The organism is Teredinibacter haidensis (genome assembly GCF_014211975.1).
Classification (GTDB): Bacteria; Pseudomonadota; Gammaproteobacteria; order Pseudomonadales; family Cellvibrionaceae; genus Teredinibacter; species Teredinibacter haidensis.
The window spans coordinates 2,748,661-2,770,204 of sequence record NZ_CP060084.1; the positions used below are offsets into that span (position 1 = coordinate 2,748,661).

The 21,544-nt window shown below is 49.8% G+C and carries 17 protein-coding genes; 9 read left to right on the plus strand and 8 right to left on the minus strand.

The features are described from left to right. Position 1 precedes the first annotated feature (1 nt). Positions 2-637: a cAMP-activated global transcriptional regulator CRP gene (gene crp / locus H5715_RS10820; RefSeq protein ID WP_075187566.1), complete on the plus strand. Its 636-nt coding sequence runs from the start codon at positions 2-4 to the stop codon at positions 635-637. An 87-nt stretch (positions 638-724) separates the two neighbouring features. Here the strand turns inward: crp and trpC are convergent, their stop codons facing one another. From trpC to H5715_RS10835, 3 genes are read right to left on the minus strand one after another with little or no spacing between them, the layout of a single operon-like run. Next, positions 725-1,522, minus strand: coding sequence for an indole-3-glycerol phosphate synthase TrpC (trpC, locus tag H5715_RS10825; RefSeq protein WP_075187567.1), 798 nt, complete (start codon positions 1,520-1,522; stop codon positions 725-727). A gap of 12 nt (positions 1,523-1,534) precedes the next feature. Continuing rightward, positions 1,535-2,566, minus strand: a complete 1,032-nt coding sequence (gene trpD / locus H5715_RS10830; protein ID WP_075187568.1) for an anthranilate phosphoribosyltransferase — start codon at positions 2,564-2,566, stop codon at positions 1,535-1,537. A 37-nt stretch (positions 2,567-2,603) separates the two neighbouring features. Next, positions 2,604-3,185, minus strand: a complete 582-nt coding sequence (locus H5715_RS10835) for an aminodeoxychorismate/anthranilate synthase component II (protein ID WP_075187569.1) — start codon at positions 3,183-3,185, stop codon at positions 2,604-2,606. 551 nt (positions 3,186-3,736) lie between these two features. On the opposite strand from H5715_RS10835, the gene H5715_RS10840 reads away from it, so the two are divergent. The 3 genes from H5715_RS10840 (at position 3,737) to prsR (ending at position 9,570) form a co-directional block, all read left to right on the plus strand. Continuing rightward, entirely contained in the window at positions 3,737-6,004 is a 2,268-nt protein-coding gene (locus tag H5715_RS10840) for a DUF1631 domain-containing protein (RefSeq protein WP_075187570.1), read from the plus strand. A 110-nt stretch (positions 6,005-6,114) separates the two neighbouring features. Continuing rightward, the gene (gene prsK / locus H5715_RS10845; protein ID WP_075187571.1) at positions 6,115-8,151 is read left to right on the plus strand and encodes an XrtA/PEP-CTERM system histidine kinase PrsK; all 2,037 of its coding nucleotides are present in this window, start codon (positions 6,115-6,117) and stop codon (positions 8,149-8,151) included. A gap of 63 nt (positions 8,152-8,214) precedes the next feature. Then, on the plus strand, positions 8,215-9,570 hold the full coding sequence (prsR, locus tag H5715_RS10850; RefSeq protein WP_075187572.1) for a PEP-CTERM-box response regulator transcription factor: 1,356 nt from the start codon (positions 8,215-8,217) through the stop codon (positions 9,568-9,570). 96 nt (positions 9,571-9,666) lie between these two features. Here the strand turns inward: prsR and H5715_RS10855 are convergent, their stop codons facing one another. The 3 genes from H5715_RS10855 to rpe form a co-directional block, all read right to left on the minus strand. Beyond that, entirely contained in the window at positions 9,667-10,416 is a 750-nt protein-coding gene (locus H5715_RS10855) for a CpsD/CapB family tyrosine-protein kinase (RefSeq protein WP_075187573.1), read from the minus strand. 102 nt (positions 10,417-10,518) lie between these two features. Continuing rightward, positions 10,519-12,006, minus strand: coding sequence for an anthranilate synthase component I (trpE, locus tag H5715_RS10860; RefSeq protein ID WP_075187574.1), 1,488 nt, complete (start codon positions 12,004-12,006; stop codon positions 10,519-10,521). A 124-nt stretch (positions 12,007-12,130) separates the two neighbouring features. After that, positions 12,131-12,832 (minus strand): ribulose-phosphate 3-epimerase, encoded by a 702-nt coding sequence (gene rpe, locus H5715_RS10865; RefSeq protein ID WP_075187575.1) that lies wholly within the window; start codon positions 12,830-12,832, stop codon positions 12,131-12,133. Here rpe and H5715_RS10870 point away from each other — a divergent pair. After that, positions 12,789-14,006, plus strand: coding sequence for a DUF3530 family protein (locus tag H5715_RS10870; RefSeq protein ID WP_175574331.1), 1,218 nt, complete (start codon positions 12,789-12,791; stop codon positions 14,004-14,006). The genes rpe and H5715_RS10870 overlap by 44 nt on opposite strands. Before the next feature lie 50 nt (positions 14,007-14,056). Here H5715_RS10870 and murU read toward each other — a convergent pair whose 3' ends face one another. Both murU and H5715_RS10880 read right to left on the minus strand, forming a co-directional pair. Beyond that, positions 14,057-14,731 carry an N-acetylmuramate alpha-1-phosphate uridylyltransferase MurU gene (gene murU / locus H5715_RS10875; RefSeq protein WP_246434511.1) on the minus strand — a complete coding sequence of 225 codons (675 nt, stop codon included), beginning with the start codon at positions 14,729-14,731 and terminating at the stop codon, positions 14,057-14,059. Further along, complete coding sequence (locus H5715_RS10880; RefSeq protein ID WP_139309915.1) at positions 14,724-15,785, minus strand: aminoglycoside phosphotransferase family protein; 1,062 nt, start codon at positions 15,783-15,785, stop codon at positions 14,724-14,726. Before H5715_RS10880 ends, murU begins: the two co-directional genes overlap by 8 nt. A 120-nt stretch (positions 15,786-15,905) precedes the next feature. Here H5715_RS10880 and H5715_RS10885 point away from each other — a divergent pair, with 120 nt between their 5' ends. Genes H5715_RS10885 through rsmA form a run of 4 tightly spaced genes read left to right on the plus strand, consistent with a single transcriptional unit; the run spans position 15,906 to position 21,533 of the window. Then, the gene (locus tag H5715_RS10885; protein ID WP_075187577.1) at positions 15,906-18,416 is read left to right on the plus strand and encodes an LPS-assembly protein LptD; all 2,511 of its coding nucleotides are present in this window, start codon (positions 15,906-15,908) and stop codon (positions 18,414-18,416) included. 6 nt (positions 18,417-18,422) lie between these two features. Then, on the plus strand, positions 18,423-19,718 hold the full coding sequence (locus tag H5715_RS10890) for a peptidylprolyl isomerase (protein WP_083608219.1): 1,296 nt from the start codon (positions 18,423-18,425) through the stop codon (positions 19,716-19,718). Between the two features lie 25 nt (positions 19,719-19,743). Next, positions 19,744-20,739, plus strand: coding sequence for a 4-hydroxythreonine-4-phosphate dehydrogenase PdxA (gene pdxA / locus H5715_RS10895; protein ID WP_075187850.1), 996 nt, complete (start codon positions 19,744-19,746; stop codon positions 20,737-20,739). Further along, positions 20,736-21,533, plus strand: a complete 798-nt coding sequence (gene rsmA, locus H5715_RS10900; protein ID WP_075187578.1) for a 16S rRNA (adenine(1518)-N(6)/adenine(1519)-N(6))-dimethyltransferase RsmA — start codon at positions 20,736-20,738, stop codon at positions 21,531-21,533. The genes pdxA and rsmA overlap by 4 nt, the downstream gene beginning before the upstream one ends. Positions 21,534-21,544 lie beyond the last annotated feature (11 nt).

The following is a 21,544-nucleotide window of genomic DNA, read 5'->3' on the forward strand; positions in this document are numbered from 1 at the left end:
ATTGGTTGCTGTATCACTAACACCTCACATTAATAATGTGGATGATTTTCTCGCTCACTGCCATAGACGCCGGTACCCAGCAAAAAGCACGCTTATATATGCTGGCGATAAAAGTGATTCTTTATATTACATAATCAAAGGGTCCGTTACCGTTCTTATTGAGGACGAAGAAGGCCGTGAAATGATTGTTGCCTATCTAAACGATGGCGACTTTTTCGGCGAGATGGGCTTGTTTGACGCACAAGACAATCGTAGCGCCTGGGTGAGAGCAAAAACCGAGTGTGAAATTGCAGAAATTTCCTACTCCAAATTCCAGGAAATTTCTGATGCTCACCCCGAGTTTTTGTTTGCTCTGGGCACCCAAATGGCTCGCCGCTTGCGCAACACCACGCGTAAAGTTGGGGACCTGGCATTTTTGGATGTTACCGGTCGCGTTGCCCGCACGCTGTTAGACCTGTGCAAAGAGCCCGACGCCATGACCCACCCGGATGGCATGCAGATCAAAATTACTCGACAGGAAATCGGCCGCATTGTGGGCTGCTCCCGTGAAATGGTTGGTCGCGTACTGAAAACCCTGGAAGATCAGGGCCTGGTTTCGGTTAAAGGTAAAACGATGGTGGTGTTCGGAACACGCTAGCGACAAGGCTCTTGGCCTTGTGAGCGCTTCGCTGTGTAGAACAACGGAGCGCTCGTTTCACTTCGCTGATAGTGTTATCAGCTCTTACTAAAAGAACAGCTTTCTCAGTTTTTCGCCGGGCTCTTCTGCTCGCATAAAGGATTCACCGACCAGAAACGCATTCACGCCACGCTCACGCATGACGGCGATATCGTTTGCCACTAATATCCCGCTTTCTGTTACTACGATTTTTTCACTCGGGATATCTGCCAAAAGATCAAAAGTGGTGTTCAGGCTTACGTCAAACGTATGCAGGTTGCGATTATTAATGCCGACTAGCTTGTTCGGTAACGCCAGCGCAAGCTCAAGTTCTGCCCGGTCATGCACTTCCACAAGTACGTCCAAACCCAGTTCCTGGGCTTGAGTATTCAAGTCGTGTAATTGCTGTTTTGCTAGCGCCGCCACGATCAACAGTATGCAGTCTGCCCCTATCGCACGAGCTTCTGTTACCTGATAAGGGTCGACAATGAAGTCTTTGCGAATAACGGGAAGCTCTACTGCCGCGCGCGCTTGCTTTAAGTATTCATCTGCACCCTGAAAATAATCTATGTCGGTGAGTACCGACAGGCACGCCGCGCCCCCCTGCTGGTAGCTTTGCGCGATTGCGACTGGGTCGAAATCTTCACGTATAACGCCTTTGCTGGGCGAGGCTTTTTTAATTTCGGCAATTACGGCCGGTTCGCCTGCTGCCAGTTTGCGCTCCATTGCTGCCACAAAACCGCGGGCTGCTGGCTGCGCTGCGGCTTTTTCTTCAAGCTGCTGTAGGGTGGTAGTGGTTTTACGCTCGAGAACCTCTTCGTGTTTGCGAGCAATGATCTTCTTTAAAATTGTGGGAGTTTCGGACACACGAATACCTGTCTATGCTTGCGCTTGAGTAAATTCAACGAGTTCTTTTAGCTTTTCCCCGGCGGCACCGGTCGCCAAGGCATCTTCGGCCATTGCAACGCCATCGACCAACGAGTTCGCTAGCCCGGAAACGTAAATGGCGGCTCCGGCATTTAGCGCAATAATATTGGCCGCCTTGCGGGAGTGCTCACTGGCATCACCCGAGAACGCGCCCCGGATCAAGGCCAGCGACTCTTCTGCACTGTGGACCGACAAGCCATCAAGGTTGGCCGCAGCCAGATTCAGATCTGCGGGGTTAATCATGTATTCGCTGACAACCCCCGCTTTTAGCTCGGCGACATAGCTATTTGCGGCGATCGATAACTCATCCAGACCATCTTCCGAGTGGACGATCATTACGTGCTCGCTGCCCAATCGCGCCAGCACTTCGGCCATGGGCCGACAGAGTTCGCGGCTGAAAACGCCTATAACCTGATTTTTAACACCGGCAGGGTTTGTCATTGGCCCCAACATATTGAAAATGGTGCGCATGGCCAGCTCTTTACGCGGCCCTATTGCATGCTTCATGGCCCCGTGATGGGCTGGCGCAAACATAAAACCAACGCCTACCTGCTCGATAGCGCGTGCGACCTGCTCCGGTGCGATTGCTAGGTTAACACCCGCCGCCTCCAAAACGTCTGCGCTGCCGGTTGAGCTGGAAACAGAGCGGTTACCGTGTTTGGCTACGTGGCCACCAGCGGCAGCCACCACGAACGCGGAAGCGGTTGAAACATTGAATAGATTAGCGCCATCGCCACCCGTGCCACAGGTATCGACAAGGTTTTCTGAATTGACGTCCACTTTGGTTGCCAGCTCGCGCATAACCATCGCGGCGCCAGTAATTTCATCGAGGGATTCACCTTTCATACGCAGGGCAACAAGAAAGCCACCTATTTGCGCGGGTGTTGCTTCACCGGTCATTACCTGCTTCATCACGGTCGTCATTTCATCCTGCGTCAGACTCGAGCCCGACACAACCGTAGACAGCGCTTGCTGAATATTCATGTTGCTACCTTATTGTTGTTATCGACACCCGCTATAGCTAAGGCGTATCAAGGAAATTTTGCAGCATGGAATGCCCATGCTCGCTAAGAATGGATTCTGGGTGGAATTGCACCCCTTCTACCGCCAACGTTTTGTGGCGCACCCCCATAATTTCATCAACCTGACCATCTTCTGTTTCCGTCCAGGCGGTAACCTCCAAACAATCGGGAAGTGTTGCTTGGTCAATGACCAGAGAATGGTAGCGTGTTGCCGTATAGGGATTAGGAAGGCCGGTAAACACACCTACCCCTTTATGGTGAATACTAGACAGCTTGCCATGCATAACCTCTCTGGCTCGCACGATATTGCCACCGAACGCTTGGCCAATACTCTGATGCCCCAGACAAATACCAAACAAGGGTACTTTACCTGCGAAGTGCCGAATAACCTCTACGGACACTCCGGCCTCGTTCGGGGTACACGGCCCCGGGGAGACGACAATCTTGGCGGGGTCTTTTTGGATGATTTGCTCTAGCGTCAACTCATCATTACGCACGACAACAACATCGGCTTTCAGCTCTCCCAAATACTGCACAACGTTGTACGTAAAGGAGTCATAGTTATCGATCATTAACAACATGGGAGGTCACCTAAATAAACATTCAACGCTTGTGCAGATTAAAGCGCCGCTAAGAGTCAATAATGGGAAGCCGTAAGGAGCAACATTATAGGCCCTATCAGTAAAATATGGGTAGTTGAGTGACCGCATAAAAAGGGGATACCTGATCACCCTGGGTGGACGGCGCAAAACTGTCAGGAAATTTTACACCAATAAGAAAAAGTATTAAAAATGTTGTGGCCTACAACAATATTTCATGTACTACGTAGACAGATATTTAAATCCTGTGAGGGCTAACACAATCTACGCGCCAGCGCGATCGATATTTATACAAATTACCTCGATTAAATGATGATTTACACGTACAAAAGACCACTTTTCTCATAGGCAACAGCTTCCCGGGAGATCACTGCGTGTCACCAGGATCACGTGACGTGACACGCGTCACAGTAAAAGAGCGATACACCGCAAATTTCGTTGCTGGGGTATAAAAAATGCATATAACATCTAAGCAGATTCATTTACCTCTTTTATAAAACTATAGAAAACGAAAACACAGCGAGTATTTACGAATGGCACCAAGGAAAGATCGACCGGAGCATCTAGAGCTGGTGGGCAAGAAATTTGAAGGGCCAACCCACCCGCCAAAGCTGTTGGAGCATATTCGCAATCACTCCAGCGAAAGTGTTCTGCGCCTTCTAGAGCATATGTTCTCTGCAACAGACGATCTTTTTTACGATCTTTCCAAACGCGCCACCAACAACAACGAACAAAATTTGTATTTCGAGTCAATGCGAGAAGTACGCATCAAAAAACGTGGTGTTATCGCCATGTTTGCCCAGGAGCTCCGCGACAGCTTTTCAACTCTGATAACACAAAGCCCCAGATCACCTAACCCAGCATATGAAGATGCCAGCAATCTGGCAATTGTTGAAGGTGACCAGCTGGAAACAGAGCTGGCGTTAACGAATATGTCGAGCCGCACCCGCGAAGCGTATAAACAGGAAGTTTACGAGCTCACGATTCGGTTGGATCACCTGCTGCTGCAAATACCCGTCAACGAAGACAACAACCCCATAGATCCGCAGCAAATCTCTAGTGCATTTATAAATGCCTGCGATAAGCAGCTGGAAATCAATATTAAGGCGCGGTTAATTCTGTTTAAATTATTTGAAAAGCACGTACTTAAGCAGCTCGGCCCCCTTTACGCAGACGCCAACCAAGTGCTACTTGATGCAGGTATTCTACCCAAGGTTCCCCGCCATCTTAATAAAAAGGACTCTCATGATTTCCCCCATAGGAGCGCAGAAAAAACAGAGCAAACAGACGGTGCACCCGCTCAAGAGGCGCAGTATCAGACCACGCTGAACTTCCAGCTGGATTTGAACGCGCTTGGAGCCCTGATGGCTGGCGCCAGATCGCATACCCATGTGTCCTACAACGGTGACAAAGCCGCTCGCCTTGCCGGGCCTTATACCTACTACCTGTATTCAAGCAACCCTGGGCCAATCATGGCCTCCCCGCAGCTGTCCACGCTACTGACCAAATCCCAACCTCTGGTTGATCGTCAGTTATCGTCGGTTCAGCCTCGCAATATTATCTCCAACGTGATCAACCAACTGCTAGCCAAACGCGACCCGGAAGTTCCCCAGGCACTGGAACAGCCCGATGAAGACATTATCAATCTTATTGCTATGTTTTTTGATAATGTTCTGTCTGATAACAACTTACCCATAGCGGTGCAATCACTCATCTGCCGCTTGCAAATACCCATTCTTAAAATTGCTTTAAGAGATAGAAGCTTTCTCACAAATGAAGAACATCCTGCTCGTCGCTTAATCAACGTGATTACGCGCGCAGGGTTGAGCTTTGATGAAAGCAAACCCCTGGAGCGTGACCCCCTCTATCGAAAGATTGCCGATGGCGTACAGACAATCAACCGTTCGTATAAAGCCGATGGAATGGTATTTGAAGAATTTTTGTACGAGCTTGAAAAAGAGATTGCCAAAGAGAAACGTAAATCTGAGCTGGTAGAGCGGCGTACAACAGAGGCCGAAGTTGGCAAAACTAAAATTCGTCTGGCGCGAACCACTGCTCAAACCTCTCTGTACAATAAGCTGAGAAGCGCTCAACTACCTGAAACCGTCAGTAATTTCCTAACCAACACCTGGCTGCAGGTATTGGTTATTACCTACCTGAAAAACGGTTCAGACAGTGCCGAATGGGTGGAGGCTGAAAGCCTGGTTAGCGATGTTATCTGGTTGTGCCAACCCCATTCCGATGAGCGCTCGATTGCACGTAAGAAACGCTTGCAACCGGAAGTGTTACAGCGAATTGAACACGGGATGGAGGCCGCCATTGATAACCCCGAAACGCGCGCAGCCAAAGTAACGGCCATAGAAGAAATACTGATATCGCTGGCTGAGCCCGATTCACCTCATGTTGAGTATTCAGAACTGAGCCTGGAGCAAAAGAACGCGCTTGGCAAAGGCGACTCCGAGCAGAAGCCCTGGGAAGAGATGACCGCATTGGAGCGGCAGCAATCCCGCTATGAACAACTCTCTAATCGCTACTTTCTCGAGGCCAAGGAGATACCCGATGGATCTTGGCTAGAGTATTTCGATGAAAAAGCGAATAAGAAAGTCCGCTGTAAATTAAGCAGTAAGCTGGACGCCGAAAGCTATGTTTTCGTTAATCGTTTCGGTTTCAAAGTGCTGGAAAAATCTCGCCGGCAGCTCGCCTACGATATGCAGTTCGAAAAGGCTCGCGTTCTCGATGCCCGCCCCATGTTTGAGCGACTGATGGACAAGGTTGTTTCGCATTTACAGCAGGCAGCATAGATAATGCAGCCTGCTGTAATGTCGCCCAAAAACGATACAGTATATAATTAGGTGACAAAATACGTGGTGCACATGCCCTTCTATACGCACCCTATAATAAGAGCCTAAGAATGGAATTTAGCAACGTAACGCAAACAGCTTTCGCCAGTGCAGCACTACTATTCCTCATTCTGGCGCTTACCCTAACCGCAAAACACCAACAAACTCGCCTTCACTGGTCTTTACCGGTAGCCGCATTTATCCACTTTCTATGGCTGAGTTCAATCCCGCTACTCCAGCAAATAACCACGCTTGGCTCAGAGCATATCCTCTGTATAGAAACTTTTCATTACGCCGTGTGGCTATTTGCCTTGGTAAAGAACACTGAGGCGTTCTGCTCAAGCTCGCTGCCAAAACTCTATAAATACACCGTCTACGGTGGGACCATTGCAACGCTTACCGCCGCGCTCTATATGGCCAACACGTCTCCTTCGATCGCAGCGCTTGAGAAATTTATTATTTGGCAGGGCATTATATTTTCCATCGGTGGTTTGCTGGGCGTTGAACAGTTGTATCGCAATGTTATCAATTACCGATTAGTTAAATTACTCAGTCTAAACCTCGCCATTATTTTTATTTTCGATGCTTACCTATTTTCCCAAAGCCTTGTTTTCCTGCAGCTAAATGCTGATTTATGGCAAGCGCGCGCGGCAGTGAGCATGGCAACGAGTATTTTTATGATTATCGGCGTGATGGCTCTGAATATGCCGACGATGCAATCGGCAAAAATCACGTTTTCCCGACCTGTTATTTTCTACACCACTTCGCTTACCATTGTCGGGGCCCTACTGACAGTACTGGCTGCAGGTGGTTATTACGTTGACCTGTACGGTGGAAGCTGGGGCACCGTTATCTACACCCTTCTTCTCGTATGCGGATTGTTAACCGTAGGGGCCGTTTTCTCTTCCCGCTCCGTGCGGGAAAAAATGAAGGTTTTAATCAACAAACACTTATTCAGCCATAAATATGATTACCGGGCCGAATGGTTAAAATTGATCAACCAGTTATCACAACCGACGGGGCCGGATGAGATCCATTCGCGTGCCATCACAGTCGTGGCAGATTTATTTAAAAGCAATGGCGGTGCTCTCTGGTTAAAGCGCGGGAAAGTGCTTGTGCCGGTACAGCAGGTGCACGTCGCTATGGATATATCCGATATGATCGAGCCGAATTCGAGTGAATTTTGCTCGATCCTGGCCCAGGAGTGGGTTTTTTCACCCAACTCTCCACATCCGGCATTAGCCCAGCACAATGACGCACTGCCTGAATGGGCAGACGAAATCTATGATATTTGGATGATAATGCCGCTGCTCAACGAAAGCAGCTTGGTTGGTTTTATCTGCCTCACAGCTCCACATACCAGTACAACGCTCAACTGGGAAGATCTCGACCTGGTAAAAACGGTTGGTCGGCAAATTGCCAGTTACCTGGAACGCCATGAGCAGTCGGAACTGTTGGCTGAATCTCGACAGTTTGATGCCTTTAACAAGCTTTCAGCTTACGTAATGCACGATTTAAAGAATCTAATCGCACAGCAATCGCTGGTTGTGAAAAATGCAGAAAAACACAAAGATAACCCCGCCTTTGTGGAGGATGCCATTAATACCATTAACAATTCTGTTATGCGTATGAATAACCTACTGCGTAAGCTTCAGCATAATGAGCCTGAAGATGTCACCGTACTCTCTATCAAGCATGTTTTAGTCGAATCGGTTAAACGCTGCCAAAAATCAAGTCCCGCGCCAACATTACGCTCGGTTGATCCCGAATGGAAAGTTAAAGCAGACCTGGACAGCCTGGTTATGGTTTTTACCCATATCATTCAAAACGCTCAGGATGCGACAGGCGAGGAAGGCTTTATTGATATTTCTACAGAGCTCGACGGCAATATTGCTTATGTCCATATTGAAGACAATGGCTCGGGTATGGAGCCGGAATTTATCCAGTCGCGCCTGTTCAAACCGTTTGAAACCACCAAAACGGGCAAGGGGATGGGTATAGGAATGTACCAAGCCAAGGAGTATGCTCAAAGTCTTGGCGGAAATATTGCGGTAGAAAGTTCACCCGGCGAAGGAACTACCTTTATAATCACCCTCCCCCTTCTGTAAAAAGCGCTAGACCAAGTTTCAAACAAGTGCACGGCCGATAGTTGCAACTAAAATGGATGTCGAATGAATAAACCAGAAGCAAAGCAAAAATTATTAATTATCGAGGACGACCTGGGATTGCAAAGCCAGTTGCGCTGGCATTTTGATCAATACGAAGTGATTTGTGCAGCAGATAGAAAAGATGCCATTGCGGCTGTTCGCTTACATGAACCACCGATTATTTTACAAGATCTGGGCTTACCACCCGACGACGAAGGCGTAGACGAAGGATTTCGCTGCATCCGCGAAATTTCTAACCTTTCCCCGTCTGCAAAAATTATCGTGATGACCGGTAATGCCGACTATGAAAATGCCGTACGCGCTGTTGCTATGGGTGCTTACGACTTTTATCAAAAACCGGTAAATCCAGAAACATTGGATCTGATTCTTCAGCGCGCTTACCACATCCATAATCTGGAAAAGCAAAATCGTCGGCTACAGGAATCCATGCTCGCGCCTTTAGACGGCGTTATCGCCTGCGATCCCGCCATGCTAAAAATCTGTCGCACAGTCGAAAAGCTCGCACCTTCCGATGTTACCTGCACACTCACCGGCGAAAGTGGCACAGGTAAAGAAGTACTTGCCAAAGCACTGCACAAACTCAGCCCTCGCTGTGAAAAACGCATGGTCGCTATTAACTGTGCAGCGGTACCCGAAAACCTGATGGAAAGCGAACTTTTCGGCTACGAGAAGGGTGCCTTTACAGGCGCTAACAAACGCACCATTGGCAAGGTCGAAACCGCCCACGAGGGTACGCTGTTTCTGGATGAAATTGGAGATATGCCCTTATCTCTTCAAGCCAAGTTGCTGCGCTTTTTGCAGGAGCGCGTCATTGAACGTGTTGGCGGACGCGAAGAAATTCCTGTCGATGTTCGCGTTGTATGCGCCACGAATAAAAATTTACAAAAGATGGTGGCTGAGAGTACATTTCGAGAAGATCTCTACTACCGTATTTGCGAAATGGAAATACAGATTCCACCTCTGCGAGACCGTCAGGGTGACAAACTACTTCTCGCACGCCACTTTCTCCATACTTATGTCAAACAGATGAACGCAGCCATTACCGGTTTTTCATCTGAAGCGACCGAGACCATAGAGGCCTATCAATGGCCCGGTAATATCCGAGAAATGGAGAATAGGGTAAAACGCTCCGTTGTTATGTCTGAGGAAAAACAAATTTCATCGGAAGACCTGGGCCTGGTATCTGACGAAAGCCTCAGCTTGAATTTGCGAGAGGTGCGCTACAACGCCGAACGAGCCGCGATTCTGCGAGCTTTAACCATGTCGGAACACAATATTTCCGCCACGGCCAAACTACTCGGCATTACACGCCCAACGCTCTATGACCTGATGAAGAAATATAATATCCAGGTAAACTGATCCGGCCAATAGCTCCGAACAGAGCCGCTAAACCCCAGAAATAAAAATGCCGACACAACGTCGGCATTTTTTTGTTTTCACTAGCTTAGTGCTCGGCTACAAATAGTTGAATACCAAGCCTGCCAGACGGTTTTCACCAATGGCTTCAATCGCAGCCTTCACCTGAGATTCAGTTACTTTGCCGTACGGCACAACCAGGATTACAAAATCACACAGGGCCGCCATAATACGTGCTTCGGCTGAATACTCACTAACAGAAGGTGCGTCCAGCAAAATATAGCGATCGGAATAGCGCGTCTTTAATTCTTTCAAAAACACCTGCATTCGTCGCGAAGACAAACGCTCCGTCGCGCCCTCAGTATTACCACCAACGGGAATTACCCGAACACGAGGAATGCCAGAGGCATAGACAATAGATTCGATCCCCAACGAACCGCTATCGAGGTAATCGGTTAGCCCTACTTCAGAGTCGGTAACAATCATATTGTCCATCGAAGGGTCGTAGAAATTGGCATCTACAACCAAAGAAGTACGGGTTTTATCCAGGGCAATTGCCGCCGCCAAATTCTTGGTGACGTAAGAGCAACCTCCGTCGGGTACAACGGAGGTCATCATACAAATAAAATTGTTCCCCTGAGCCTTACTGTAAACACGGGTACGTAAATCCCGGAAGACCTTCAAAAGCTGGGTATTGGCCGTTCCCTGGTACAGTATTTTGAACTGGTCCAGCTCAGTTTTACTGAAGCGATGAATCTCGGACATACTATCGATGTGGCCATCAGGTGAACTATGGGCCTCATCATTATGTCCGGCTACTCCACTGAGATTCGCTATATTCGACTCCAAAACTACCCCTCATGCTTTTATGCTTTTCCGTCGTAGACTAGCTTGCCCGCTACGGAAAACTCCGTATGCGAGCCTAATATACCCCAATCCCACGTTAAATAACTACTCCGCAGTATTTACCCAGTCTACCGCAGAAAATACTGCTCGTGCCTTGTTCATGGTTTCTTTCCATTCCAGCTCGGGAACAGAGTCAGCAACCACGCCAGCCCCGGCCTGAACATAAACTCTGCCGTTTTTGATCACCGCCGTACGAATCGCAATGGCAGTGTCCATATTACCGTGCCAGGAAAGATACCCCACCGCACCGCCGTATATGCCGCGTTTAACCGGCTCCAGTTCATCAATAATTTCCATCGCACGAATTTTAGGCGCTCCGGAAAGGGTTCCTGCCGGTAGTGCCGCGCGCAAAACATCAATCGCATCCAGTTCCGGCTTGAGCTGGCCTGTTACATTGGAGGTAATATGCATCACATGTGAAAAACGTTCGACCACCATTTTTTCGGTAAGTTTAACGCTGCCAATTTGCGCCACACGGCCCACATCGTTGCGGCCCAGGTCGATCAGCATCAGATGCTCTGCTATTTCTTTTGGATCATTCACCAGATCCTTTTCCATCGCCAGATCTTCTTCTTCGCTATAACCTCGGCGACGAGTACCAGCAATGGGGCGAACGGTCATTTCGCCATTTTCCAGCCGCGCCAGGATTTCCGGGCTGGATCCCACCACATGGTGATCGCCCAAATTCAGGAAATACATATAGGGCGATGGATTCAGACAGCGCAACGCTCGGTAGAGATTAATAGGCGGCACCTCGAACGGGTGAGACAAACGCTGAGACACCACCACCTGCATAGTATCACCCGCTAAGATGTATTCTTTAATACGATTGACATCATCAATGAAGGGTTGACGCCCATAACTGGATACAAAGTCGCCTTCGCTCTCGGTGGGGCCCTGCTTGTTCTGTGGACGGGGCATGGCTGGCAAGTTAACCAAACCTTGGCCCAACTGCCGCTCCAATGCATCCAAGCGAGCCTGAGCTTGAGCCAGCGTCCCCTCTTGCGTCGGATTAACGTGCACGATCAGGTGTAGCTTACCCTGAAGGTTATCGAATACCAGAACCTCATCGGATACCGTCAGTAAAATGTCTGGTGTTCCAATTTCATCGGTCGGCACAGAGTCGGCGAGCCGCCGTTCCACATAGCGAACGCAATCGTAGGCAAAATAACCCACTAAACCACCACTAAAATTGGGCAGGCCTTCTAGCTCAGGAACCTTGTGCCGCGCCTGATAGACTTTCACAAACTCCAGAGGATCGTCAGATTCCAGCTGCTCGATAACGCTACCGTCGCGGATAATCTGGACGGTGTTCTCCCGTGCCTCCAACCTTTCTCGTGCGGGCAGGCCGATAATGGAATAACGCCCCCACTTTTCGCCTCCCTGTACCGATTCAAACAGGTAGGAATATGGGCCATCGGCCAATTTCAGATAGCTCGAAAGCGGCGTTTCGGTATCAGCCAAAACTTCACGGGTTACCGGTATACGGTTGTAGCCTTGAGCGGCCAACTGAGAAAACTGTTCGGGCGTCATTTTCGTGTCTCTGATTGTTTTATTTACAGGGATTTATACGGTGGCGTTGAACCACCCTCGCCAGCGCTCGCAAATAAGAAATCCTGTAATGAAATGACGTTTTAACATGGGGAATTACTTTCTATTACTGTTTAACCTGGGCCAGTGTAGCACGCATAGACGCTATCACTTGCTGGTAATCATCGCTTCCAAAAATAGCCGAGCCCGCAACAAAAGTATCAGCTCCCGCTTGGGCAAGCGGCCCAATATTATCGAGATTAATACCCCCGTCCACCTCCAGCAGAGCAGATGAATTTCGCTCATCCAGAAACCCGCGCGCGGCACGAATTTTATCCAATACGTAGGGAATAAATACTTGGCCACCAAATCCCGGATTAACCGACATCAGTAACAGTAAATCCAGACGCTCCAGTACGGGTTCAATCAACTCCAGACGGGTACCGGGATTTAGTGCTAGCCCCGCTTTACACCCTTTATCATGAATTAGCTGCAGTGAGCGATCTAGGTGACGGCTGGCCTCTGGATGAAACGAGATATAAGTCGCCCCGGCATCAGCAAAGCGGGCAATTAAATCGTCCACCGGCTCGACCATCAAATGAACATCAATGGGCGCGCTAATACCGTAGTCACGCAAAGCTTTACAAATCATCGAACCAAAGGTGAGATTGGGTACGTAGTGATTATCCATTACATCGAAATGGATAATATCGGCTCCTGCAGCCAGCACCGCATCTACCTCTTCACCCAGGCGCGCAAAATCGGCTGCAAGAATGGAGGGTGCTATGCTAAATGTATTACCGTTACTCGCAACCACTGTTGCCGTCATACCGATTCCCGTTCGTATCGAGTTTAAGCAGAGTATTGTACTGAATATGAATAAAGCACTAAACCGGTTTTTTATAACACGCCATAATCACCTCTCAGTTTTCATCCTGCGCCTTATCTGTGCGCTAAACTTGCTGCTTTTTTACTCAGCCACCGGCGCACAGGAAGTACAAGAAGGCGAACAGCTTAACGATACCGAAACCAGTACTGCCACGGGATCGCCAACGCCAGTACCTCTTTCCGCCCCAGATACGGAAGCTTCTCAGCAGCAACGACTTAGAGAAGAGTTAGATTCTCAAGGCCTGGTCACACTGAATGCCAACGGGAAAGATTTTCTTGGGCTCTGGCAACCGGACACCAGTGGTGTGCCTATCGGTGCCGTTCTTATTTTTCACGCCGAGGGCGAACACGCTAACTGGCCGAATACTATTTCAGTAATACGCGAACATCTGGCTCGTTTCGGCTGGGCTACGCTATCGATATCCCTCGCCAATCCAAGCCCACAAAAGCCACCGACCCGGCCCCAAACACAGCTACCGAAACCAGAGGAGAGCTCTGAAGCACAAAAAACGGAAGGCGAAAATACTGCGCAAGCCAGTGCAACGGCTGAGGTTTCACCAATACCCGAAGCCAAGCCAGAGGGACCTAGCAAGGATATTGAACAAATTATTCAGGCTCGCGCTCAAGCCGCTATGGACTATTTAAAAAACAAGGGACAGTACAATATTGTCTTTGTTGGCTACGGCTTGGGTGCCGCCAGGGCGGCTCGTTTTTTGGACTCGATTGGCAACAGAGTTGCCACCGGCGACCTGGATAAGCAACTACGCAAAACCAAATCCAAAGCTGTTATCTCTCGGCCCGTGCGCGCACTAATTCTCGTCAACGCCCGCAATCACATCCCAAGCGGTAACGATCCTCAAGAGAAAGCATTGACAGACTGGCTCAACGACGACAGCTTGCCTATTTTGGATATCTATACGCCCTACCACTATTTGGACGCCTTTGAACCCGGTGCACGAAAGAAAGCGGCCAGAACTAAACAGCTAAGCCGTTACACTCAAGTTAAAATCGGCCTGTTAACGACAACGGACGAAGAAAAAGAAAACCTGCTGGCAAAGCGTGTAAGAGGTTTTTTGAACAAGAATGCTCGCGGTGTGCGTATTGATGGCCGCTAAGGGAAACTCTTATCAAGTCCAAATAGTTTCTGGCCTTAATCAGAGACTCCTCAGCTAAGTACTTCTCTTAATACCGCCAATCGCTCTGGTGTACCGATATCCATCCACGCCCCTCGGTAGAGTTCACCTGTTAAACGTTTTTGCGGTGCCAGCCAATGGAAGACCTCCCGCAGCGGAAATATTGGTCGACGCCGGGGGTAACTTTCAATGACTGAGGGATGAAACACGCTTAAGCCGCTAAACGTACAGCTTGTTTGATTGCTCCCTGCCTTTACCACCAAACCGTTATTCAGTCCAAAATCACCTGAACTGTTGTGAGCGGGATTGGGAATCATCACCAGATGGGCATCGCCAACATCCATTTGGGTGAGTTGCTCTAAAGGGTAGTCGCACCACACATCACTGTTCACCAATAAAAAGGGCTGATTGTCCAGAGCCGTCAAGGCGTGGTTAATCGCTCCCGCAGTCTCCAGCGGTTCTGGCTCCAACGAGTATTGAATAGCGACACCGTAGCGTTCGCCATCACCCAAAAAATCCATGATTTGCTGACCCAAGTAGGCCACATTGATAATGACCGATTCAATACCGGCGGCAATGAGTTTATCCAGCTGATGCTCGATCAGCGTTTTTTTACCGGCCTGCAATAGCGGCTTTGGCGTTGAGAGTGTCAGCGGTTGCATTCTCCGGCCTTCACCGGCCGCCAGGATCATGGCTTGCTTAATCACCTTGACTCATCCAATCCTGCTGATAAATTCGTGGCATTAATCTTTGATCAAACCAGTCGGTAAACGCCTTGAGCTGAGGATACTTGCTGGCGACGGATCGCGTGTAGTGAATCACCAAAGGTAAATCCTGCAAATAACCCGCTTTACCATCACGCAAATACAGCCGGGCAAAAATGCCCAGCACTTTGATATGCCGCTGCAGCCCCATCCAATCGAACCAACGTATAAATGTTTCGTCGTCTACAGCACTCAGAATGCCCGCGTCGACAGCCCTGGCCCGGTAGTCCTGCGCCCAGTGTTCAACCTGCTCGGCAGGCCACTGGATATAACAGTCCCGCAACAGCGATACTAGGTCGTACGTCACCGGCCCCTGTACCGCATCCTGAAAATCGATAACCCCCAGCGGAGAATGCTCGCAATAAACCAGATTGCGCGAATGAAAATCCCGGTGAACAATAACTTGTGTTTGCTCCAGCGCGCTGTCACAGAGAAGATCAAAAGTGTGTGCAAGTAACTTTTCTTCAGCCTCATCCAAACTGTGCCCGAGCAGCTTCGGCACAAACCACTCTGTAAATAGATTGAGTTCACGCAATAGCTCCTGCCGGTCGTAAGCCTTGAAGATGGTATTTTCCGGTGGGCAACGCTGCAGCCTTACCAGCACATCCAATGCTTGCTGATAATAGTTTTCAACGGTTTTGTCCGTCAGCAAATCGAGCAGTAATTGTTCGCCTAGATCTTCGACCACCATAAAACCACGCACAGGATCATAGGCGCGAATGTCTGGCGTATGAATACCCTGTAGCCTTAAGTACCCCGCTATCGCAACAAATTCTCTGTTTTTTTCCGTTTTCGGCGGCGACCACACAGCCATCAAGCCCGACTGTTCCCCCAGACGAAAGTAGTTACGAAAGCCTGCATCGCCCCCTAGAGGCTGCCAGGCTTCAACCGCTGCTTCGGATGCTGGCAATTGCTGTTTTACCCAACGGGCCAACTCATCGATAGTGTGTTGTTTTTCCTGCTGAGCTAAATCGAAGCCTGTTTCTCCGGCTACCACACGTGACTCCTATAATTAAAATTGGGCACAGTGAATGTACACTTGGCGATGAGATCAGTAGAATCTCCGCTTTGTACTATTAATGCTGTAAAGCACCCTTCATTTTTTTCGGAAATTAGTATGCCCAAGAGCTCTGCTCGCCACAAGCAACCGAAGACATCTCGGCGAACACGACTTGATAACGGCAGCCTTTTGCTGTTTTTTTCACCCTTGCTGTGCGTGCTAACCGCAAGCCCACTTGCCGACGACACCTTAACGGATAAGGAAAAGCAGCAGCGCTACGATTTCCACCCCTTCCAGACTCTCAGCCCCGAACAGCAGCAACAAATAGTGCCAGGTTGCGAAGGGCTGTATATCGACCCAATGCAGTCCATCGCGGACGCGCTCGGAGAAGAACGCAATAATCTCGACAGGTTTCCACTCGAAATAGAAGCCGATAAGACCGTCGTTCGCGAAGGGGAAACCGCTTTACTGGAAGGCAATGTGGTGCTGTCCCAAGGTGCCCGCCGCATACTTGCCGATAAAATGACATACGAAATTACGTCAGACAGAGCCAGTATGGAAGGCAATGTTGTCATTCGCCAGCAGGGAGTACTCCTCCACGGCAGTGCCGCCAAGGCCAACGGCGCCAACCACTCAGCTTCTTTTACCAATGCGGAATTTGTGCTGCACGGGCAGCACTTACGCGGTGGAGCAGACACCATCAGCCAGAGTGCAGAAAAGGTGATTGAGCTGGAAAACGGTGCATTCACCAGCTGCGAACCCGGCACCAACACCTGGGTACTGGAAGGTGAGCAGATTTCCATCGATACCCAGAACCAGCAAGGCACCGGGCGCCATATCAAACTAAGAATTCTCGATGTTCCGGTGCTTTATTTGCCCTATATTACCTTTCCTGTCGGAGGTGAGCGCAAATCAGGCCTACTGTTTCCATCAATTAGCGTTAGCGAACAGAACGGCGTTGATTTGGCCTTGCCTTACTATTTCAACCTCGCCCCCAACTATGACGCAACCGTAACACCCCGGCTTATCAGTAAGCGCGGAGCGATGCTGGAAACTGAGTTTCGCCACCTTAGCCCCTTGTTTGAGACAACCTCCGATATTGCCATTCTGGTCAATGATCAAGGCGGTAGAGATCCCGATCTGGAGGATCAGATCAATCAGGGAGTTATTAGCGAAGCCGATGCGAAACCCTACAAAGGGCAAAATCGCTGGTTGACTCATCTACAACAGTTTGGTGGTGCGAACCAGCGTTGGTTATCTGAGGTCGACTACACCCAAGTAAGCGATAACGATTACTTTCGCGATCTGGGTATTTCATCCTTTTCGGTGCAAAACACTACGCACCTAAACCAAAGCCTGATGCTGGGATACGAGCTGGAAAACTGGCAACTCAGTGCCTTGACACAGAACTACCAAATTCTTCTCTACGACGTAGATGACCCCTACCAGCGCCTACCGCAAATCAACCTCAATGGTAACTATCAGCAGGGGCCGTGGGGCACAAAGCTAACGCACGAATATACGCGTTTCGATCACGATGATGACTATTGGCGTAACGGCCAAGCCATAATTAAAGGTCAGCGCCTGACCACAGACTATCGTTTTAATCTGAGCAAACGCGCCAGCTGGGGTTTTATCAAACCTGAGCTGGGGGTTCAAAGCCTCCATTACCAGCTAGACGAAGACGCTCTTTCCAGTGGTGTTGAATCCTCACCCAGTGTCGCCACCGCCTCAGCCAGCCTTGATACAGGGCTTATTTTTGATCACGCTGGCGGCACTTTTCTGCAAACACTGGAACCGCGAATTTATTACCTTTATCGCACCTATGATGACCACGAAAATCTGTTCAACCTTACCGATGACGGCCAGGCGATCAATTTCGACACCAGCGAGCGGACATTTTCCTACTCCCAGCTCTACCGGGATTCACGCTTCAGCGGAGGCGATCGGCTGGAAGATTCTAACCGTATGACCGTTGGTGTGACCTCCAATTGGTACCACAATGACTCTGGCGAGGAATACCTGAGCGTCAGTCTGGGGCAAATTGTGTATTTTGGTGGCCAGAAGATCGCTCTTAACGAAAGTGTCGGAACCCAGGAAAAGTCAGAATTTGCCGGTGAACTGCGTTTCCGCCTCGGTCCGTGGGGGCGATTTTTTGCCAGCAGTATTTACGATGGCGAGAGCAGCCACTTTACAAGGGGCACCGCTGGCGTTCAGCTGGCAACACCCGATAGCCAATCGCTGGTAAATTTGGGCTACAGCTATATTCGCAAAGGGACTTCCGGGAGTACCGGTATCGATCAGCTCGATGTATCCTTTGTCTCACCGGTAGCAAAACAATGGGTCACGATGGCTCGCTATAACTACGATTACTCCTCCGGGCGGGAACTGGAAGCTTTCGCCGGGCTCGAATACAACGATTGCTGCTATCGTGTTCGCCTCTTGGCTCGCCGCTGGCTGGACAGTAATATAGCGGCCCTCACCGAAAGTGAAGATGCCCTCTACGATCAGGGGATATTTTTTGAATTACAACTAAAAGGGCTGGGAAGTTCCGGAGCCAAGGTAGATGCGATACTGGAAGACAGTATTTACGGCTACCGGGAACGGGAAAGACGCCTAAACCAGTAGATAATCATGCAAATAAGTAAAAAACTTTTAGCGCCCGTTTTGGGCTTGTGCTTCGCAATCACCTCCACAACGCTCAACGCCGAGCCGCAAATGCTTGATCGCATTGTCGTAATCGTGGACAAATCGGTTATCACCCAGTCTGAGCTGGATGTACGGGTGGCCGAGGTCACCGTACGCGCCCAACAGGCCTCCATGCGCCTGCCACCACGGGATGTGCTACAAAGCCAGATCTTGGATCAGCTGATATCTGAAACCCTGCAGCTTAATATGGCTGGGCGTTATGGTGTTGAAGTATCTGATGAAGATATCAATGGCGCCATCGAGAATATTAAAGCTGGTCAGGGCTTGAACGACCAGCAGCTGGCTGAAGGTCTCGCTCAGGACGGCACAACTCTTGGCGAGTTCAGAGCAAAAATTCGCCGCGATATGAAAATCAACAACGTATCCCAAGGCGTGGTACGCAACCGCATCCGTATTTCCGAGCAGGAAATCAGTAACTTCCTGAAGTCGGCTGATGCCCAGTTTTGGATCTCACCAGATTACCACCTGGGCCATATTCTGGTTTCTCTTCCTGCCGCACCGAATAAAACACAAACTCTGGCCGCCGAGGAACGCGTTGAGCGTATCTACCAACAGCTGAAAAACGGCGCAAATTTTGAGGAGATGGCTATTGCCGAATCTTCTGGTCCCTCAGCCCTTAAGGGCGGCGACCTGGGTTTCCGCAAATCCACTGATCTACCCACGCTCTTCGCAGAAATCGTTCCCAAACTGCAAGTGGGCGAAGTATCCAAACCTGCCCGCAGCCAGGCGGGATTCCATATCCTTAAACTGCACGGTAAAAAAGGCGAAACCAAACAGGTTATAGCCCAGGCCAAAGTACGCCATATTCTGGTCAAACCTTCCGCCATACTGTCCGAAGAAAAGGCACTGGAGAAAATCAACGGTCTGCGGGAGCAGATTGTAAGCGGCGAAGGGGAATTTGGGGATCTGGCCAAGGATCATTCGGAAGATATTGGCTCGAAAATGCAAGGTGGCGATATGGGTTGGACAGACCCTAAGCAGTTCGTCCCTGAATTTGCCAAGAAGGTGAAGGACGCTCAAATCGGCGAAGTGTCTGAAGCATTTCTTACCCAGTTTGGCTGGCATATTCTCGAAGTACAGGAGCGCCGCCAGGAAGATTTTACCAAAGAAGCCATCCGCATGAAGGCTCGCCAGGTACTCACCAGCCGCCGTTTCGAAGACGAAACACAGGTATGGCTACAGGAAATGCGCGACGAAGCCTTTATCGAAATTAAAATTTAAACGGACTAATTGCGTGACACAAGCACTGCGCCTAGCACTCACCCCCGGGGAACCGGCGGGCATTGGCCCCGATTTAGCCATAACCGCAGCGCAGAGCCCTCGAGAGCATCAGCTGGTAGCCATTGCCAGTCGCTCACTGCTGGAGGCCCGCGCCGAACAATTGGGGCTCTCGATCAAGCTCATCGATTTCGATCCGGCAACGGCGCCGAAAGGCACCGCTGCTGGAGAGCTGTTTCTGTTAGACACTCCCACTGAAGCCCCCGCTGTTGCCGGTAAGCTCGACCGCCGCAACGCCCAGTACGTACTCAAAACACTACAGGCGGCAACCGATGGCTGTCTTACTGGCAGCTTTGCTGGCATCATTACCGGCCCCGTACAAAAAAGCATTATCAATGATGCCGGTGTCAGTTTTTCGGGTCACACCGAATTTTTCGCTGAAAAAAGTCATACTGCCAAAGTCGTTATGATGCTGGCAACAACCGGATTAAGAGTCGCGTTAGCAACCACTCACTTACCGCTTAAAGATGTATCTGCCGCCATTAGTAAGGAGTCACTGACTGAAGTACTCCGCATTTTGCTGCACGACTTAAAAACCAAATTTGGCCTGTCTACACCGCGCATTCTGGTCTGCGGCCTCAATCCTCACGCCGGAGAAGGTGGTCATTTGGGAATGGAAGAAATTGAAGTAATCGAACCCGTACTGGCGGAGTTTCGTGCACAGGGCGCAAACTTGGTTGGACCTATGCCCGCCGACACACTGTTTAACCCCTACCATCTTGAGCAGGCCGATGCAGTGCTGGCCATGTACCATGACCAGGGCTTACCGGTGCTCAAGTATAAGGGCTTTGGCAATGCGGTAAATATCACCCTAGGCCTTCCGTTTATCCGCACCTCTGTTGATCACGGCACAGCACTGGATCTTGCAGGTACCGGCAAAGCCAACCCTGGCAGCCTGGAAGTCGCTATTAAAGAAGCTATTGCCCTAGCCAAAAATGCTAAAGCGGCGGAATCACACCAATGAGTAAACATCCCATGGACCACCGCGCCCGCAAGCGCTTCGGCCAGAATTTTTTAGTCGACGAACGCCTTATCAGCCGTATTGTGCGCAGTATTGCCCCCAGGGCAGAGGATAACCTGGTAGAGATTGGCCCTGGGAAGGGAGCCATTACCGAACTGCTGCTGGAGCATTGTGAAACGCTCAATGTTATTGAGCTCGATCGCGATTTAATTCCTCTACTGCTAGCCCAGTTCGCCAAATACCGGGATTTCAAAATCCACCAGACCGACGCGTTAAAGTTCGATTTTTCCACCCTGGCTCGCGAAGGAGCCCCACTGCGCATCGTCGGAAACCTGCCCTACAACATCTCCACCCCGTTGATCTTTCATCTGCTCAGCTACCAGAGGAAAGTAAAAGATATGCACTTTATGCTGCAAAAAGAGGTGGTAGAGCGACTGGCAGCGTCTCCCGGCGAGAAAAACTATGGGCGATTAAGCATTATGGCCCAGTACTATTGTGCGGTGGAAAACCTGTTTGAAGTACCGCCCGAATCTTTCCTGCCTGCGCCCAAGGTGGATTCCGCGATTGTGCGCTTAACACCCCACAGCGAGCCGCCCTGCCCTGTCCATCATATTGAAAAGCTGGAATTATTGGTGAGAACGGCATTTTCTCAGCGGCGCAAAACCCTACGTAATTCGCTGAAAAGTCTAGACGTCGACTTTTCAGCCGATGAATTTACTATTGACCTATCCAAGCGCGCAGAAAATCTCAGCCTGGCCGATTACACCACCCTGTGTAATCAGGTATGGCCCCTGTAAATCGCAATCCA

Coding starts and splice junctions, on each gene's coding strand:
- trpD (WP_075187568.1), bottom strand. CDS start 2,566: ATGAATATTCAGCAAGCGCTGTCTACGGTTGTGTCGGGCTCGAGTCTG.
- H5715_RS10890 (WP_083608219.1), top strand. CDS start 18,423: ATGCAAATAAGTAAAAAACTTTTAGCGCCCGTTTTGGGCTTGTGCTTC.
- H5715_RS10840 (WP_075187570.1), top strand. CDS start 3,737: ATGGCACCAAGGAAAGATCGACCGGAGCATCTAGAGCTGGTGGGCAAG.
- H5715_RS10885 (WP_075187577.1), top strand. CDS start 15,906: ATGCCCAAGAGCTCTGCTCGCCACAAGCAACCGAAGACATCTCGGCGA.
- prsR (WP_075187572.1), top strand. CDS start 8,215: ATGAATAAACCAGAAGCAAAGCAAAAATTATTAATTATCGAGGACGAC.
- rsmA (WP_075187578.1), top strand. CDS start 20,736: ATGAGTAAACATCCCATGGACCACCGCGCCCGCAAGCGCTTCGGCCAG.
- trpE (WP_075187574.1), bottom strand. CDS start 12,006: ATGACGCCCGAACAGTTTTCTCAGTTGGCCGCTCAAGGCTACAACCGT.
- H5715_RS10870 (WP_175574331.1), top strand. CDS start 12,789: ATGCTAAATGTATTACCGTTACTCGCAACCACTGTTGCCGTCATACCG.
- H5715_RS10835 (WP_075187569.1), bottom strand. CDS start 3,185: ATGTTGTTAATGATCGATAACTATGACTCCTTTACGTACAACGTTGTG.
- rpe (WP_075187575.1), bottom strand. CDS start 12,832: ATGACGGCAACAGTGGTTGCGAGTAACGGTAATACATTTAGCATAGCA.
- prsK (WP_075187571.1), top strand. CDS start 6,115: ATGGAATTTAGCAACGTAACGCAAACAGCTTTCGCCAGTGCAGCACTA.